This window comes from Sporosarcina siberiensis (assembly GCF_042681925.1).
Taxonomy (GTDB): Bacteria; Bacillota; Bacilli; order Bacillales_A; family Planococcaceae; genus Sporosarcina; species Sporosarcina siberiensis.
The window spans coordinates 201,030-217,820 of sequence record NZ_JBHUGI010000037.1 but is presented as its reverse complement, the minus strand read 5'-3'; the positions used below and the strand labels follow the sequence as shown (position 1 = coordinate 217,820).

At 37.8% G+C, this 16,791-nt stretch carries 16 protein-coding genes; 3 read left to right on the top strand and 13 right to left on the bottom strand.

What is annotated here, in order from left to right:
- Positions 1–469: 469 nt before the first annotated feature.
- Complete coding sequence (locus tag ACFSFY_RS17550; RefSeq protein ID WP_381540380.1) at positions 470–1,153, bottom strand: phosphoribosylaminoimidazolesuccinocarboxamide synthase; 684 nt, start codon at positions 1,151–1,153, stop codon at positions 470–472.
- Between the two features lie 298 nt (positions 1,154–1,451).
- Between ACFSFY_RS17550 and ACFSFY_RS17545 the strand changes: the two genes are divergently transcribed.
- From ACFSFY_RS17545 to ACFSFY_RS17535, 3 genes are all read left to right on the top strand, one after another.
- A complete protein-coding gene (locus ACFSFY_RS17545) occupies positions 1,452–2,159 on the top strand; it encodes a Crp/Fnr family transcriptional regulator (RefSeq protein ID WP_381540378.1) in 708 nt (235 codons plus the stop codon).
- A 155-nt stretch (positions 2,160–2,314) separates the two neighbouring features.
- Positions 2,315–3,178, top strand: a complete 864-nt coding sequence (locus tag ACFSFY_RS17540; RefSeq protein WP_381540375.1) for a YitT family protein — start codon at positions 2,315–2,317, stop codon at positions 3,176–3,178.
- Between the two features lie 110 nt (positions 3,179–3,288).
- Entirely contained in the window at positions 3,289–3,987 is a 699-nt protein-coding gene (locus tag ACFSFY_RS17535) for a pseudouridine synthase (RefSeq protein WP_381540374.1), read from the top strand.
- 154 nt (positions 3,988–4,141) lie between these two features.
- Here the strand turns inward: ACFSFY_RS17535 and ACFSFY_RS17530 are convergent, their stop codons facing one another.
- The 12 genes from ACFSFY_RS17530 to ACFSFY_RS17475 all read right to left on the bottom strand — a co-directional run bounded on the left by ACFSFY_RS17530 (position 4,142) and on the right by ACFSFY_RS17475 (position 16,660).
- The gene (locus tag ACFSFY_RS17530; protein ID WP_381540413.1) at positions 4,142–5,155 is read right to left on the bottom strand and encodes a toxic anion resistance protein; all 1,014 of its coding nucleotides are present in this window, start codon (positions 5,153–5,155) and stop codon (positions 4,142–4,144) included.
- Positions 5,156–5,217: 62 nt separating this feature from the next.
- Complete coding sequence (locus ACFSFY_RS17525) at positions 5,218–6,846, bottom strand: YceG family protein (RefSeq protein ID WP_381540371.1); 1,629 nt, start codon at positions 6,844–6,846, stop codon at positions 5,218–5,220.
- Positions 6,847–6,910: 64 nt separating this feature from the next.
- Complete coding sequence (locus tag ACFSFY_RS17520; RefSeq protein WP_381540369.1) at positions 6,911–7,615, bottom strand: hypothetical protein; 705 nt, start codon at positions 7,613–7,615, stop codon at positions 6,911–6,913.
- A gap of 89 nt (positions 7,616–7,704) precedes the next feature.
- Positions 7,705–8,823: a cysteine protease StiP family protein gene (locus ACFSFY_RS17515; RefSeq protein ID WP_381540366.1), complete on the bottom strand. Its 1,119-nt coding sequence runs from the start codon at positions 8,821–8,823 to the stop codon at positions 7,705–7,707.
- A gap of 14 nt (positions 8,824–8,837) precedes the next feature.
- Entirely contained in the window at positions 8,838–10,214 is a 1,377-nt protein-coding gene (locus tag ACFSFY_RS17510) for a phosphoribosyltransferase family protein (protein WP_381540363.1), read from the bottom strand.
- The gene (locus ACFSFY_RS17505) at positions 10,165–11,355 is read right to left on the bottom strand and encodes an HpcH/HpaI aldolase/citrate lyase family protein (protein WP_381540360.1); all 1,191 of its coding nucleotides are present in this window, start codon (positions 11,353–11,355) and stop codon (positions 10,165–10,167) included. The genes ACFSFY_RS17510 and ACFSFY_RS17505 overlap by 50 nt, the downstream gene beginning before the upstream one ends.
- Positions 11,356–11,430: 75 nt before the next feature.
- Positions 11,431–12,189 carry a TerC family protein gene (locus ACFSFY_RS17500; protein ID WP_381540358.1) on the bottom strand — a complete coding sequence of 253 codons (759 nt, stop codon included), beginning with the start codon at positions 12,187–12,189 and terminating at the stop codon, positions 11,431–11,433.
- An 87-nt stretch (positions 12,190–12,276) separates the two neighbouring features.
- The gene (locus ACFSFY_RS17495; protein ID WP_381540356.1) at positions 12,277–12,855 is read right to left on the bottom strand and encodes a TerD family protein; all 579 of its coding nucleotides are present in this window, start codon (positions 12,853–12,855) and stop codon (positions 12,277–12,279) included.
- A 77-nt stretch (positions 12,856–12,932) separates the two neighbouring features.
- Positions 12,933–13,511, bottom strand: a complete 579-nt coding sequence (locus ACFSFY_RS17490) for a TerD family protein (protein WP_381540354.1) — start codon at positions 13,509–13,511, stop codon at positions 12,933–12,935.
- Between the two features lie 65 nt (positions 13,512–13,576).
- Positions 13,577–14,185: a TerD family protein gene (locus ACFSFY_RS17485; RefSeq protein WP_381540351.1), complete on the bottom strand. Its 609-nt coding sequence runs from the start codon at positions 14,183–14,185 to the stop codon at positions 13,577–13,579.
- A 337-nt stretch (positions 14,186–14,522) separates the two neighbouring features.
- Positions 14,523–16,151 carry an ABC transporter substrate-binding protein gene (locus ACFSFY_RS17480; protein WP_381540349.1) on the bottom strand — a complete coding sequence of 543 codons (1,629 nt, stop codon included), beginning with the start codon at positions 16,149–16,151 and terminating at the stop codon, positions 14,523–14,525.
- 134 nt (positions 16,152–16,285) lie between these two features.
- The gene (locus tag ACFSFY_RS17475; protein WP_381540347.1) at positions 16,286–16,660 is read right to left on the bottom strand and encodes a hypothetical protein; all 375 of its coding nucleotides are present in this window, start codon (positions 16,658–16,660) and stop codon (positions 16,286–16,288) included.
- Between the last annotated feature and the right edge of the window lie 131 nt (positions 16,661–16,791).

Here is a 16,791-nt window from a genome sequence, read left to right as displayed (position 1 = left end):
GGATTGGGTTGGGTAATGGAAGTTCTGTGATTGGTACTTCTTATATACCCCGAAAACGGTGGTTTTTTGCATTTTCGAGGTTATATTACATAATAGTCCCCTTTGCAATTTAGAAACAATTCTGATTATAGATTGAGTACCAGGTGCTTGGGGAAATCTGGTTGGACTATGTTGAATTTGGTTGGATCATCTTAGTGATTGGTTGGGCAAACCCGAGTCTTGGTTGGACAAAACGGATCTGGTTGGACTATATTAAAATTGGTTGTACTAAGGCAAGGATTGGTTGGATAAATGTTGTGTGGACACCCCCCTGGAACGGAAAACAACTGTTTACTCAGAAGCCTAACTAAAAAGGACTGTCCTAAAATCGGTTTTCACCGACTTTCTGGACAGTCTCGTAACAAATGTAAGATTCAGTTGTAGCAAACTAACATTCTTCACAAATATTATTTAATCATGAACTTTTGTTTTACGCTAAAACTAATTTTTCAAGTTCCATCGGTGATATATATACGCCGTTTTTGTAAACACGCATATTTCCACCAGAGATTTCATCAATTAACATGATTTCATTTGTTTCAATATGACGACCAAATTCTAATTTTATATCATATAATTCGAGACCTTTTAAAGCAAGTTCATCTTTCACAATTCCCGAAATTTCTTTCGTTAACTCTTCAAGTTTCTTGTAATCCTCTATCGATAAGATTCCAAGTTGTGACAGTCCATCTTGATTAATAGGAGGGTCTTTTCGGTCATCGTCTTTTAATGTAACCTCTACAAAAGCATTCAATGGTTGTCCTTCTTCGCAATATGCCCCAAATCTCTTTAAGAAACTTCCTACTGCACGATACCTACAAATGACTTCAAGCCCTCGTCCAAACATCTCAGCTTTCTTTACCGTCATCGTGACTTCGTCTATATTTGAATCCACAAAATGAGTTGGAATGTTTTTTTCTATCAGCTTTTCAAAAAAGTGAGTCGTCATTCGTAAGCCTGACTTCCCAGCTCCTTCAATTGTAAGTCCAACCGTATTTGCTCCAGGATCGAAAACACCATCTTCTCCTGTTACATCATCTTTAAATTTCAATAAGACATTGCCACCGTCCATCTCGTATACATCTTTAGTTTTTCCTTTGTAGATAAGTTCCATATGCTTTGTCCCTCTCCATTCATCATTAATTACGATACTTCTATTATAAAGCACTTTTGCAATAAGAAAAAGAATACGAGAAACTTTTTTCAAATAAATGATTTTCGTAAAGGTGCAACTTTAAGAACTATCCTATCCTCGAGCTAGAACGTAAGCGAAAAAACTACATAAACTTAGTGTAATAACCGAAATACTAAACGCAATCCGATTAGTTCGGTATACTAAGAGAAATACAGGCCGTTCGCAATTTGAAACCAATACTGCAAACTAACTAAGCAAGTAAGGCGGGAGATTACAATTGACCGATAAAAATCAATGTGAACATTTTTCAGGCGGTGCAGCGGAGATACGAAACATGTGTATCTCCATCGTGCCTATTTTCAATCATTTAGACCCAAAGGAAATGAAAGAGATTGTAAAAGAAACGAACTCCATTAAACATCCTCGTGGTCATACAATTTACCATGCCGGTGACAAATCAGATGGTTTATATATCGTTCATAAAGGCCGAGTAAAAATTTACAGACTTTCTGAAACAGGAAAAGAACAGATTGTGCGCATTTTGGAACCCGGTGATTTCACGGGTGAACTGAGCTTATTTACAGAATCTGTTCATGATGCTTATGCTGAGTCAATGGAAACTACGGAACTCTGCGTCATGAGCCGTGAAAATTTCCAAGCATTTTTATTGAAATATCCATCGATTTCGTTAAAAGTACTTACTGAGTTTTCATCGAGGTTAGCACAAACAGAAAAACAATCAGCTAGCATTGCTATGGAGTCTGCCGAAACACGCATAGCCATGTATTTAGCTCATTTAGTTGAAAAACAGAACCAAAACGTAATAACATTACCGTTGAGTCGAAAAGACATCGCTTCCCATATTGGCACAACACCTGAAACTGTAAGTCGCAAATTAAAAGAATTCGAAGACTCTGGTTGGATCAAGCAGTTGAATCAAAATACGATTGACATTATCGATTTGGATGCCTTACTGCTTGCTTGAAACCTTAGAAACAGTTCATCCGTACAGGTTCTCAAAAGAGTGTGTATAATTAATAATAAAAAGTATCATTTCATTATAAAGTTCGGTACAATTATCCTTTGACAATTCTTTCACCTAACAAGCAACATCCTGTTTTCTTACAAGAGGAGGTCCCTATGTTTTTTATTGAAGCAAAACGTATCGTAGTCGTTATTTTCGGTTCCTTATTAGTAGCAATTTCTCTAAACTTTTTCTTAATTAATGCAAATGTCTATGCCAGTGGATTTGCAGGGGCCGCCCAGCTTGTATCAAGTGTTTTAAAAGATTACTCTGGATTAAGTATAAGCACCGGTATTTTATTATTGCTGTTCAATATTCCGGTTTTCATATTAGGTTGGTTCAAAGTAGGAAAAGGATTCACAATTTACAGTATCGTTTCCGTTATTTTTGCAACTGCTTTTATGGGAATACTACCTATCTTATCAGTTTCCGATGATATTCTACTAAACGCGGTTTTTGGCGGAGCTATTGCCGGAATCGGTGTTGGAATATCCTTTAAACTAGGTGCTTCGACAGGCGGTATGGACATTGTCGCAATGGTTTTATCACGTTTACAAGATAAACCAATTGGAGCCTATTTCTTAGTATTAAACGGTATCATTATCGTAGCAGCAGGGTTTTTGTACGAACCTGAAAACGCTTTGTATACAATGGTTGCACTGTATGTAACAACAGCTATTATTGATACAATCCATACACGACATGAAAAAGTAACTGCGATGATTGTTACGCACAAAGCGGACGAATTACAGTATGCTATCCATCAACAAATGGTACGCGGCATCACGATTATTCCAGCAAAAGGCGCTTATTCAAGAGAAGATAAAAATATGATGTATCTTGTAATCACACGATACGAATTGTATGATTTAGAAAAAATTATTAAAGAAGTAGATCCAAATGCCTTTACAAACATCGTTCAAACTGTGGGGATCTTCGGATTCTTCAGACGAGAAGGCGATTCAATAAAGAAAGCATAATATAAAAGAAAGGATCCCTACGGTTAAGTAAAATTAATCAGTAGGGACCTTTTCTTTTTTTAAATATTTTTCGGAAATAAGATGTTACAGATAGACAAGGAGTGTATATTTTGAGGTTAAATCTCTATATTAGTTCTTCCGGATTCTGTTCTAGGAGACAAGCGGAGCGTTATATTACTGCCGAGAAAGTTTTAGTAAACGGTGAGATTGCGCCTCATGTTTATTTTGTAGAAGAGAATGATCAAGTCGAGGTGGACGGTCATAAAATCAAGCAACCTACTCAAGACATATATATTGTGCTTAATAAACCAAGTGGTGTTATTTGTACTGCCTCTCCCACTATTGTTAATAATATTATTGACTTTATATCTTTTCCTGAACGTATATTTCCAGTTGGACGTCTAGATAAAGAAACAGAAGGCCTTATTTTATTAACAAATGACGGAAGTATTGTAAATGAGCTAATGAAGGAAGAAAACAACCATGAAAAAGAATACATAGTAAAAGTTGACAAAAAAATTACAGATACTTTTATAACGAACTTATCAAACGGTGTCACTATTTATAATCCAAGAAAAAAAGACTTTTCAAGAACAAATCCGTGCTCCGTAATTCAGTTGGATGATTATACGTTTCGCATGACGCTTTCACAGGGATTAAACCGGCAAATCCGTAGAATGTGCAGACATTCTCAATATACAGTTACGCACTTGCAAAGGGTTCGGATAAAGCACATTCGGCTCGGTTCATTAGGGCTTGGTCAATGGCGCTACTTAACTGAAGATGAGATCGCAGGACTAAAAAGATAGGGATTTCATTTCAAAAATGCGAATGAAAAACAATACTCTTCGTACAAAAAAAGCATCGCTCAATTGCTGCGCACCTAACTTTTTGGGCGCACAACACAAATGCGATGCTTACTGTATTTTTAATCTGATATACGTTAAGGTATAGAGCAGTATATTATTTACCGTAATTCTTCATTGTTTCTTGGAGTTCTGCAATCCGCTTCATTCCATCTTCTCTAGCACGTTTATTCTCATCTTCAATCGCTCTTGTCTCATCCAAACCTTTAACAATTGTGTTCCAGCTCTCTTCAATTGTTTCAATCTTAATACTTGGGCCACCTGCAAGACGAGCAATGTCGGTACTCTGACTCGCAATGTTTTGTGAGTTTTTCAAGAGCATTTCATTTGTTCGTTTATCGAGCTCGCTCATTGAATCTGCAACAAGCTTTTGTCGTTTCGCTGCAACAGCTTGGATAATTCCATTTTTAAAGATTGGAATTGTCGTGATGAAGGCAGAATTGATTTTCCCGATGAGTTTTGTATTCCCTCGCTGTAAAAGGCGAAGTTGTGGTGCCGTTTGAAGTGCTACCATTCTCGCCATTTCAAGGTCATAGATACGTTCTTCGAGTGCTTGTATCGCGTTATTCATCGTATCCAGCTCCATGTGAGCCAATTGGTCTCCGCCTGCTGAACGCTGCTCTAGGCTTGGTACAAACGCCCTTAGTTCTTCAACTTTTATTTGACCGGCTACAACATACTTTTCAAGAGCCATATAGAAGTTGAAGTTTTGTTCATACATTTCATCCATAGTTTTTGTAGACCGAATCATTTCATCTTTGTATTTGGATATCTCAATATGAATCGTCTCTATTTCCTTACCAATCGATTGATACTTTCCAAAAACTTTTTCAATCATTTTTTCTCCGCGGTTAAATAATTTACCAAACAAACCCTTTGGCTCATCAAAATCATTTTTATCAAACTTGTCCATTGTTTTACCTAGTTGTTTCAGCATGGTACCTGAATCCGTCACACTTGAAGAACGCATTGAAGCTAATATACGATCGGCAAAAGTAGATATTTCAACAGCTGGTTCTTTTCCGAATTCCAAAAGATCTAGCTGATTTCTCGTATCTATAGAACGTACTAAATTTTGCACTTCCGGGTCTTCTTTTAATTGAAGTCGCATTGCCTCCGCTTTATTTTCCGTCAACACTTCAACTTCATAATCTTTTATATCTTCTATGACAATCAGTCCTTTCCACTAAAAAAACGATTTAAAAAGCCACTTACAATTGGAATGTCTTTTTTTCTCTCCTGAAACGATAAGTCGAACACCATATCGTCCAATAAATGATGATCAAAATAGTCTTTATCAATATAAACTTCCACATCATTATGTCCTGGCGGATTGTATAAAACAATATCGAGCCCAAACTCATTCAACAGTAATAAAAGTGCAGCATCCGCTTTTGATAAGATTCCGTTTAGTTCATTATTAAATAAAATAATCTTTGGGATATCCTGAGAATAATCGAATGTCTGCATACTGTTCAGCAATTCTTCAGGAATGATAATTGCCTGTGTAAACAGGTAAAGTCGTATTTGCTCTTCACTTTCCCCGTGCTGAGCCTTCATTCTCGGATTGGCACACATTCTAGAAATTGCCGCCGCAATTCCTCTCTGTGCTCCGTCATGAAGATGATGGTACTGCCACCAATTGCTCTTCATCATTTTTTCAGGATCTAACCGGCCATCCTTACCTAGTGAATGCTGGTAATGATATTGGTTATTTGCTTTACTTTCCTTCATATGTGGAAAACTTTTCACCAGTATGCTGTTCGGATAGCTCAGAAGTTTGTGCATTTTATCCCAGTAGTCTTTGCGGTTTGACGAAACACCGGAAACTTTAGTGAACAGTGATGGGATTTTAACTTCCTCCGAATTAGATGAAAAGTTTGGACGAATAAAGGCTTTTTCTTTCGCCAATAAAAAGATTTCATCATACGTCGTTTTCAACGTAACCGTTACAGGTAAGTGATTTCTAAACTGCCACGGTTTTATATAAGCAGAGCCTTCATGATGCAAAACATGATCTATTTCTTTGGATGCACGGTAGGCAACGGTTCCTTGTCGTTGTGGCTCTTCTAATGGAAACGGTTGTAGCGTCATTGTAGTTGGATAACTAGCGATAACAGTCCACTTATTTTCAGGGTCAATTTCTTTAAAATCATCTTTTCCTTCTGGATGTAGTATCACGACATCCAGTCCTAGGAGAAGTAAATAATATAAAAAGTAAGCCTGACTTTTATTCATATCACCATACCAGACAATATGAGGGATATTCTCCGTAATCGATGTTTCTTTGATCCATGGATCTAGATGGTTCCATGTCCATTTAATAAGATCCAAAAAGACCCGTCGAAATTCGGGATGATTGAATGCCCCTACATGATTTGCTTGAAACAATTTAAACACATCAATAAGTGCTGCCCGAACTAATCTGTTAAAATCCGGATCTGTTCCGTATTTGGGTAGGAGCTGTTCCCCTTCCAAAAATGCAACAAATCGGTTGATTGAAAGCTTTGGTTGTTCCTGAATAAGATCGTAAATGCGTTGAATGGACTGGAATCGTTGTGACGGCATTGTCTTATCAAGCGTTTCAGATAATAGATGTACTCCTGGTACTTGACTCACTTCGTGAAGTGAAATCAAGTATTCAGTTTCGTCAAATCCCGTTCCAAGGACACGTGCAGCAATACGGCTGTACTGTATGCTGTCTTCATCTAACTGATAATCCACTCGGCTTGTAATTGGCTTCACCAGTTCCGATGCCCAGTTTGTATAATCTACTACTGTAAGAACCGGTTTTCTAATCATCACAACTCCCCCTTTATTTTTTCAAGGCAAAAGAAGAAGTGCAAGCCGGGCTCATTAACGAGTGTTAAAAGTTGTGTCCAGCTGCTCTTGAAAGAACTTTTTCAATAATCTCTTCTGCAGCCAAAACACCTTTTTCCTGCGTCAATCCAAGATGGGCATGTTTTGCTGCCGCACTCCCATGTCGTGGAATTAAACCAAACGTCGACTTTTCAACCATATCGACGTCGAGTAGGGAATCACCTGCTGCAAAAACTGTCTTCTTGTCTTCTTTTTCGGCAATATACTGAACTGCATCCCATTTGTTAATAAAAGAAGGAATAAAGTAAACTCTTCGACCTTGTATCGAGAATAACAAATCATTTTCTTCTGCCCACTTTGAATATTCATCAAGAATATGAAGAGGTGTGAAGTCTGGTTTAATAATTATACATATAAAAAACAAATCCACTACACGAATCGATTCGAGCCATGTAGAATCAGACGTCTTCTCTATTTTTCGTTTAATATCTGTTACTGATATTTTACTCTTCGAAACTTTTTTACGTATATACTCCTGCCAATTCAAATCAATTTGTCCATCTTCCAAAACAATTCCGCCATTGCAAACAACAGCATAAGTAGGACGGATTTCATCTTTAAAAAGTGAAATGCGATTGTATTGCTCGACTGTTCTCGTCGTCACCGGAACAAACATCATCTTTTCCGAAAGTTCCTGTAAAAGCACAATTGCCTTTTCAGTCATATAGGACAGTTCTTTACCTTTATTCATTTCTATACACCGAATTGGCGAGTCTCCTTTGTCCATACCCAAAGATCTGTAAGAATAAATCAGAGTGCCATCCAAGTCGCATCCAAACATCATAAATCCATATCTAAAGGCCTAATGAGTCCACAGCAAGTATAAACCATATCCTTATAAACCTCTATAGGAACACTGCGCTCTTTCGCTAATTGGAAAATATGTTTTAAACGTGGATCATTCTCATCTTGCACAAGAATTTTCCACGGAACACGGCGCAGTAGGACACGTGTTGTTTCTCCTACACCGGGTTTAATCAGATTGACGTCATCAATGCCGTATAATTCTTGAATCGAGGCAATTGTTTGCAGCCCATTCCAAGTTGGTGTCATATCCGTTTTCAACAGCTCTTCTTTCGCTTTACGGATCAATGAGCCCGCAGTAGCGAATTCTTCAGTAATCACATCTATATGATGATTCGATACATCTTTTTCTATAAGATCCCAGTAAACCTTCGCACCGTGAAAATCCGTTCCACTGATCCAATTGCTATTTAATACTGTTCGGCTCACAAGACCTGAAACTGTTGAATTTAAACAAGCGCTCGGAATGAGAAAATCTTCTCTTGTACCGTATAAAGATGAACAGTAACCAGGATCAGCCAATACAACAAGTTCATCATCTAGAGTAATTCCATACTTTTCCTTGAACGATTCCACTGACCGCGTCAATTCTATCGCAATGGCACCTTTACCAGTCCAGCCATCAACAAAAACAATTTGTTGATGGGGATGCGTATGAATGATGTGCAACATTGCGTTTTCATCGATACCACGTCCACGAATAATCGAAATGCTGTAATGAGGCACATTGATATCGTATTTCTTGTCCGCATATCGCTTCATAAGAATACCGATGGGTGTGCCTGCCCGAGCAAGTGAAACTAAGACAATATTACGGCCTTTTTTCTCGACAAGAAGCTCAGTAACTGTACCAACAGCCACGGCCACTTTTTGCTTATACATGGTAAGCGACTCATAAAATAATTTTAAATAGTCTTCCGTTGGCTCATATTCTACCGGAAGCATTTCCGAATAATGAATTCCACTTTGAATTGCTTTTTCTCTCTCATCCAAGCCTTTTTCCAAGTCTATTTCTGAAAGATCTTTTAATAAAAAAATGACGTCATCCGATGAATAGCTTCCTAAAAGCGTTTTCACTTTCTCTTGTTGCGGCATTTAAACACCCCTCTTTAAGTAAAATCCACAATATGAATTACAGGTATTCCACTAAACTGCTCCAACATAGGCTGAAGTCTTTCATCATCTATCGGCCTTTCAAAAAACAAAAATACTTCATCATAGTTCTGTTCGGTAACATTATACGTATAATTCATTACCTTTGGGTCGTCTGGACTCTTAAAAGAAAAACGATTCTTTATGGGATAACCCTCACGATTAATCGGATAAATCGGACTTCTTGTTGTGGAATGATATAAAACTTCAGTTCCCATATACAAAGCGATTTTCATCGGTAAATACATGAATTCTCCTGTACCAAGACACAATGTTTTCTTCCCTTTGCGATACGATTGCAAATACAATCCAGCTCGCTCGCAAAATGCCTCAACTTCTTTTTTGCTATCTGAATGGATTCCAAATCTCCCAGTAATCGCAGAGAAAGGCGACTTATTTTCAATCCCGAGCGAGTCCACTGAGACGTGTAAATGATGAGGAAAATCTGTTGGCACCGAACTCAAGCTGATCCGATTTACTTTTGTTTCTTCGGCACTCTTTTTCTCCGAATGAACTTCAGTTTCATCGAATGAAGGGGTTCCAACTACTTGGATTTTACCAGACATTAACGAGTACGTATGAATGGTTACTCCGTGTTCCACTTCAAATTCCGTTAACAAACGCCGATCCTCTTCACTCCTCCAATCCAAAACGGACAACACGGAATACTCTTTTCGGGGATATCGTCTTTGAATGGACGCTATGATATTTAAGGCCGTTTTCCCTGTCGTAATTTCATCATCCACAAGACAAATAGGCTTTGTATTGTTCAATAAATGTTCTGGTGCGTAACATCTCTGATCCGTTGCGTGAGAATGTTCTTCCTCAAAATAAAGAGTCACATCTTCATTCAGAAGTAAATCCCTCGTTGAATGAATATAGTCCGCATCGGAAAAACTTTCAAAGACACCGTGACCAAGTGCTGTTGCCGTTTCAGCAAATCCAATAAAAACAACCGGTTCACCAAGTGAATAGTTTAGGTCCTTTACTACAGAGTATGCCGCCTGCGTTTTCACAATTGAACCGTCTTTCAAAGCCTCAATAAGCTGTACGCTCTCATGCGCTTGCTTACCTGTTTTCCCTTCATAATAAATAGAAGCAAGAAGGGCAGAAGCGATTAAAGGAATTTCAGGTCGGGTAGGGATGTGTTTCCCAAGTACTTTACTGACAAATAAAAAAGAACGTTTCTTATTGATGCGTGCAGCCATTTCATATAACGTTTCGGCCGGAAGATCGTACGGATTCTCTGTCAGCTCTACCTCTACAACGAGACTCTCACCAACTTTATGTGTAAACCGGCTCGGACAATAAATCGATGAACGTGCTGTTTTCATTGTACACCCCATATATGTCCGACTTAAGTAATACCTTTTTTGCCCAGTTTAAATGCGGCTTGATTTCATTCATCTTGTTTTGATATTCGCTTTTAATGACACCCTTTTCACCAGTTGCCTGTGAAACGATTGCCAGCGCATCCATATATTCTTCTTTTGAAACTACATGTAATGCTTGAACCGGTAAAAGATGTGACGGATGGATAATCGTTTTCCCAACGAGACCATTCGCTTTATCAAGCAACGTTTCCTGTATGAGACCATCAAAGTCTTTTCGAATTAATTCTTTTCTAAGAAGCAAACCTTCTGAACCTAGATGATCGTGGAATGGTTTTTCTCGTAACTGTGGTTTTAAAATGCGACTGTTGGATGAAAAATGTTCCCATACTGGACCCGATACTACGTAGCCCCCTGGTTCTCTACCGAAAACATTTACGACATCTGTAATGAGCTCATTAATAATTGAAATCTCATAAACCGTCGTCTCATTGTCCCTTCTGAGACCATATAATCCACATAAATCCGTAGCTCCAATGCGTATATTGAGTACAAGATCACTATATCGGTCAACGGTATCTTTTAAACTAAGCAATTCGTCCAACCTTCGTTCTTTATAGAGTACATGAGGCGATTCTAAAATCGGCATACCGTAAAGAATTGAACCGGACTGTTCGTTTATTTGGCGAAGCTCGGCGAGGTATCCTTCTGCATTTTCTGAAGAGAACTTTGGAAATACAAATCCTACCAAACTTTTCACTGCATCACCAAGTCGACTTGCTATCGAAGACATTTGTCCTACACTTCTCACTCTAACGAAAATAAGTGGCGTCGAATCCTGTGTTAACAGTCCATCCCGAACAGCACTATTTATCTTTTTCATATGTTCAATTAATAGGTCTTCAGCAATTTCAACTTCTAAATCGCCAACCGCATCTTCCAAACAAATAACGAGTGTTATTAACGCCTTGAACTTGTTCTTAATAATTAAATCAGCAATATCCAATCTTGTAGCAGGCATATACAAAATAGGACCAAGGCTATAGGATAAGCTCTTTTTATCAGTAAACTTAGTAATCATTTTTGGTTGACGATAAAACAAACTTTCTTTATGCATTGCCGGTAAGTCGTTAAAATATCTCACTCATTTCACCTTCCCCATGCTCATATTTCTATAAATGAAAAGAAGAAGACACAGGCCTCCTCCTTTTCAATCTCTTTATACTGCAACTTTACGCAAATTTATACGGTGAACGATAAATGTTGCTATGAATGTAACAATCAAAATACCAAAGAATACATAGTGACTAATCTCAATATGAATAACACTTAAGCCCATTTTCAAAGCGATTATTGCGATTAAGATATACGCAGTCGTTTCGAGTTCAGGAACCTTATCAATCAACTTCAAGAATACACCAGCAATTCCTCGCATCATGAGCACTCCGAGCATACCACCAAGTAGTAGCACCCAGATCTGTTCACTAACACCAAAAGCTGCGAGTACACTGTCTACAGAAAACGCAATATCCATTATTTCAACTGCAACAATCGTACCCCAGAATGTACCGAAAAGACGGATTAAAATACCTTTTTTGTTGATCCCTTTAATCTCGCCTTCTTCACCATTCTCTTTGGATTTATCGATAAAGTACTTAATCGATAGCCAAGCGAGATAACCTGCTCCTAATACTTTTACCCACCATAACTGAATTAAGAAGACACCTACTCCAATTGCAATAAAACGGAATACATAAGCTCCTAGTAATCCATAAAACAAGGCTTTTTTTCGTTGCTTCTCTGGCAAATGTTTTACCATAACGGCTAAAACCAGGGCATTATCTGCTGATAATAAACCTTCTAATATGATTAGCGTTCCTATTAGGCCCCAACTTACAGGATCAGTCAATACATTTACCCACATATCCCAGTCAAAAAAGGCTGCATACGTACTTAATATACCGTTAAGAATTTCCATTAGTTCCTCCTGTTGTAAATGAATATAGCGATGTATTTTTCTACGGAGGCTTGATGCTTAACTCAATCGACTCGCGTAAGAAATCTTTTAAACTTCTAAACCGTAATTCCGACAAAGTGAAGCCAGACCACCAGAAAAACCGCTGCCAATAGCGTTGAATTTCCAGTCGTTTCCATGCTTATATAGTTCACAAAAAACAACAGCCGTTTCAATCGAAAAGTCTTCACCTAAATCAAAACGAAGTAATTCTTCGCCTGTCGCTTCATCCGCAAGTCGAACAAAAGCATTTGTCACCTGACCAAAGTTTTGACTTCTTGCATCTGCATCGTGAATCGTTACAGTGATTCCAATTCGATCTACATAAGCAGGGATTTTGGAGAAATCAACAATTACTTGTTCATCATCCCCGTCCCCGTCTCCAGTTCGGTTATCCCCAGTGTGCAATAGCGCACCGCTTGGATGTTCAAGATTATTATAAAAGATGAAATCATGATCGTTCTGACAACGGTTCGAAGCGTCGACCAGAAATGCAGAAGCATCTAAATCAAAGTCTTGTCCACCCGAATATTTATTCGTATCCCAACCAAGTCCAATAACAGCTCTTACAAGACCTGGGTTTGTCTTTGTTAAATCAATTTTTTGACCTTTTGATAAAATAATTGCCATTTATCTCACTCCTAATAACAATAGTCGATCGAAGCAGCCCGTTATATAGCGTTTAGCGGGTTGTACGGAACTCAATATTAAGCTTGAAGTCCATAATCCTTTACTAGTGAACCAAGTCCGCCTTGGTAACCACTACCGATTGCATTGAATTTCCACTCAGCACCATGTCTATATAGTTCGCCAACAACAACGGCTGTTTCAATAGAGAAATCTTCTCCAAGATCATAACGCACAAGCTCTTCGCCGTTCGCATCATTGACAATTCGAACATAACTGTTCGATACTTGTCCAAAATTTTGACTGCGCTGTTCTGCATCATGGATTGTGATTGCAAAAGCAATTTTCTCAGTTGTTGCAGGCACATTCGCCAAGCTTATTTTAACTTGCTCGTCGTCGCCATCGCCTTCACCTGTTAAATTATCTCCAGTGTGAACGACTGAACCGTTTCCGCCTTCAAGATTATTGAAGAAAACAAAATCCAATTCATTTGCACATTTCCCAGTTGCATCTAATAAGAATACAGATGAGTCAAGATCAAAATCTTGTCCACCATCATACTTATTCGTATCCCAACCTACACCAACAGTAATATTCGATAATCCAGGATTACTTTTTGTTAAATCTATCTTTTGTCCTTTACTTAATGAAATAGCCATTTAGACAACCTCTTCCTCTATTATATTATTTTCGTGAAAAAGCTTTATTGAACAGACTTTACTATTTAGCTATAACGCTGAACCATTTGAGACAAGCCCGGATCCATAGAACCCGTTCCAACTGCACCGAACTTCCAATCACTACCATGTCGATAGATTTCTGCAACAATTAGACTAGTAGATCCCGCGTAACTTTCGGAAAGGTTAAACTTTAGTAATTCTTCATTATTAGACGAATTCATTACGCGAATAAATGCGTTTTCAACTTGTCCAAAGTCTTGCTTACGCTTTACACAATCGTAGATATTAACAACGAAAACAAGTTTATTTATATTAGCTGGAATACGTTTCAAGTCTACAATGACTTGCTCATCGTCCCCATCACCCTCACCCGTAATATTGTCACCTGTATGTGTAATACTACCGCATTTACTCTTTAAATTACCAAAGTAAACCAGATTTTCTTTACTCAGAAACTTATCATCTTCCAGCATTATGACTGAAGCATCAATATCCATATTCGAACCACTACCACCGCCGCCAAAAAGCCCGCCAAGTAAGCCTTTAGACTTCTGCTCAATCGGATCCCAACCAAGTCCTACAGTAATTTTCTCAAGTCCAGGACGACCTTTTGTTAAATCGATTCTTTGTCCTTTTTGCAAAATAATTGCCAAATGAAACACTCCTCCATTGTTCAGAAAGAATATGTATCTCTAACTGAAACCAATCTTAATGTTAATCTAAATATTACTACATATGAAATGAGACTACAAATTGGGAGAGTCATTTTTAATCCCCATTTTCCGGATACTTTCCCAACTTGTTTTCCACGTGCTATATATACGTTTTCCGAATTAGAAAAGTTTCGTTTTTCCAGATTTCTTTTTAAAATCTTTTAGTAAAATTAGATACTATTTTCTATAAGTACTACAAGATTCTCTAAGAAAACCAAAAAATAAACCGGAGAATTTCCCCCGGTTTATTTAAAACATAGTTGTAATGTAGCGATATTTAGTCTTGTTTTTTACCTATATTCCAAAGTACAAGTCCTTCAAACTGAGTAAATCCTTCTAGACCTTTATTATAGGCGTATAATACATAGTTATCTCCAAAACGTATATACGGCAATTGGGTCATCCATGTGTGTTCTTGAAGTTCTTCCCAATACGGGAACGCCTCTGCAGGTGTAGATGAAGTTCTAATTTTAGCGATTAATTCAGCTGTTTTTGCATCGTCATTCCAACCGGGATTTTTAGGGTCAAATATAAGGTGTTGCGTTGGATCCGTCACTGTTGAATAGCCAGTAGTAACTAAATCATAAGCAGACGGGTCTTTCATCTTCTCCAACAAAGTCGGCCAATCTAATACTTGAACATCTACAGGTACACCAATTTTCTTAAGTTCAGCCTGTACAACAATTGCGATATTGTACATGTATTCATAGTCACGAGTCGTCAAGATGCGAATCGTTTCTCCATTGTAGCCCGCTTTTTCAAACATTTCTTTTGCTAGTTCTGGATTGTTTGGATTATAATTTTCTTTCCCTACGTCTGTAAACCAATCTTTTTGTTCTGGAAACATAATTCCCGGAGACAATCGATAGAAATCAGAACTTACAAATCCGGCTTTCATAACGGAATCGTAGTCAAGTGCCATATTAAACGCATGGCGCATATCTGGATTCGTCATCAAACCTTCTTTTTTATTAAAAACAACAACTGGACCGCTTGCTAAAGCTATTTCAGTTTTCAACTCATCCATGCTTTTAAGTTGGTCATAACTATCTACAGGCATTGCAATGCCGATGTCATACTCCTCTGTAGTCATACCCGCAACACGAGTTGAACTGTCCGCTACAAACTCAATAAAAATAGTATCCACAAGCGCTTCACGTTTTCCAGCTAATCCACTCGGTGTTCCTTCAACAGGTTGATACTCTTCATAGCGTTCATACTTAATGTATTGATCTTGCTTCCATTCAACAAATTTATATGGCCCTGTACCAATGTATTCGGTAATTCCATCTACAGGTGCATTATCAACGATTTCTTTTGGCATAATTCCACCAAACTGATTAAATGATGCCAAAACATGTAACGCTCCTACAGAAGGTTCAGGTAGAGTTAACGTCACAGTATATTCATCTACTATTTCAAATTTCCCATCACCAATTGCATTCTTCGCTCTTCCCGCCTTACTAACCCAACGTTCTAACGACGCAACAACATCTTCTGCTTTCATTTCGTTGCCATTATGGAATTTGATGCCTTGTCTTAAGTTAAATGTGAATTGCAAACCATCTTCACTTTGTTCATAACTTTCAGCAAGCATTGGTTCAACTTCATAATTTGCATTTAAAGCTAAAAGCGTTTCAAAAATTGGTCTTGCTGCGTCCTTTGTTGCAGTCGCAGTTCCCATATGAGGATCCAAAGATGGCGGTTGTGTATTTAAAGCTACACGGATTTCTCCACCTGTATAAGCTGAATCAGTGCTTGGTTCATCAGTTTCTGTCGATTCAGTAGACTTGTCCGGCTCTGTAGTTTCTTTCTCATCTTCATTCGCCGAATCATTTGTACAACCTACAATAAAGATAAATAATAATCCAACCAACATAAGTAAGCCATACTTTTTGATTTTCAATTAAACTCCCCCTTATCTCTTACTAGTAGTATTAATGTTTAATTATAAACAAAGTCTTATCTCAATACAATGAAATTTCAGAATATATTTATTACTAAAAAAACAGAACCCACTCATCATGGATTCCTTAAAGTTTATTTTTCAGCTGTGATTTCATAAACATCGAACACGTTCTTATTAAACAACACACATATCGTTATATTTTCTTTACTAAAGAAACGAATCATATCGCTGCTTCTTTCTTCTACAGGTTCCCAACCCCATTCCTTAATCTCATTAAGATAATGTGCTGGGGGGCCATTTTCATCTCCGCCAATATTTTTTAATTTATATTTGGAAGACTTCGATATTTCACCCACACAGGCTTCAGGTTTAATTTCACTCGAATTTTTTGGTATCGGAAAACCATAATTAATTAGCGACATACGATATCCCTCGTCTGCACTGTATACATTCGAACAACCAACCATCGTAACGGCAATTAAAAGAAGTAACACGATTCGCTTCATGATTAAACCCTCCTCACAAAAACTTCACAATCTATTGTTATCAGAATACTAAAGATGGAACAGTTTGTCATCCGACATATTGGTGACATTTAATAACAAGAATTTAAAAGGCGATTACTTCGACATGCTAC

What these genes read in the sequence shown, in the direction of transcription:
- ACFSFY_RS17550 (WP_381540380.1), bottom strand. Translation starts at nt 1,153, where the DNA reads ATGGAACTTATCTACAAAGGAAAAACTAAAGATGTATACGAGATGGAC.
- ACFSFY_RS17540 (WP_381540375.1), top strand. Translation starts at nt 2,315, where the DNA reads ATGTTTTTTATTGAAGCAAAACGTATCGTAGTCGTTATTTTCGGTTCC.
- ACFSFY_RS17515 (WP_381540366.1), bottom strand. Translation starts at nt 8,823, where the DNA reads ATGCCGCAACAAGAGAAAGTGAAAACGCTTTTAGGAAGCTATTCATCG.
- ACFSFY_RS17495 (WP_381540356.1), bottom strand. Translation starts at nt 12,855, where the DNA reads ATGGCAATTATTTTATCAAAAGGTCAAAAAATTGATTTAACAAAGACA.
- ACFSFY_RS17510 (WP_381540363.1), bottom strand. Translation starts at nt 10,214, where the DNA reads ATGAAAACAGCACGTTCATCGATTTATTGTCCGAGCCGGTTTACACAT.
- ACFSFY_RS17490 (WP_381540354.1), bottom strand. Translation starts at nt 13,511, where the DNA reads ATGGCTATTTCATTAAGTAAAGGACAAAAGATAGATTTAACAAAAAGT.
- ACFSFY_RS17500 (WP_381540358.1), bottom strand. Translation starts at nt 12,189, where the DNA reads ATGGAAATTCTTAACGGTATATTAAGTACGTATGCAGCCTTTTTTGAC.
- ACFSFY_RS17520 (WP_381540369.1), bottom strand. Translation starts at nt 7,615, where the DNA reads ATGAATAAAGGTAAAGAACTGTCCTATATGACTGAAAAGGCAATTGTG.
- ACFSFY_RS17525 (WP_381540371.1), bottom strand. Translation starts at nt 6,846, where the DNA reads ATGATTAGAAAACCGGTTCTTACAGTAGTAGATTATACAAACTGGGCA.
- ACFSFY_RS17475 (WP_381540347.1), bottom strand. Translation starts at nt 16,660, where the DNA reads ATGAAGCGAATCGTGTTACTTCTTTTAATTGCCGTTACGATGGTTGGT.
- ACFSFY_RS17530 (WP_381540413.1), bottom strand. Translation starts at nt 5,155, where the DNA reads ATGCGACTTCAATTAAAAGAAGACCCGGAAGTGCAAAATTTAGTACGT.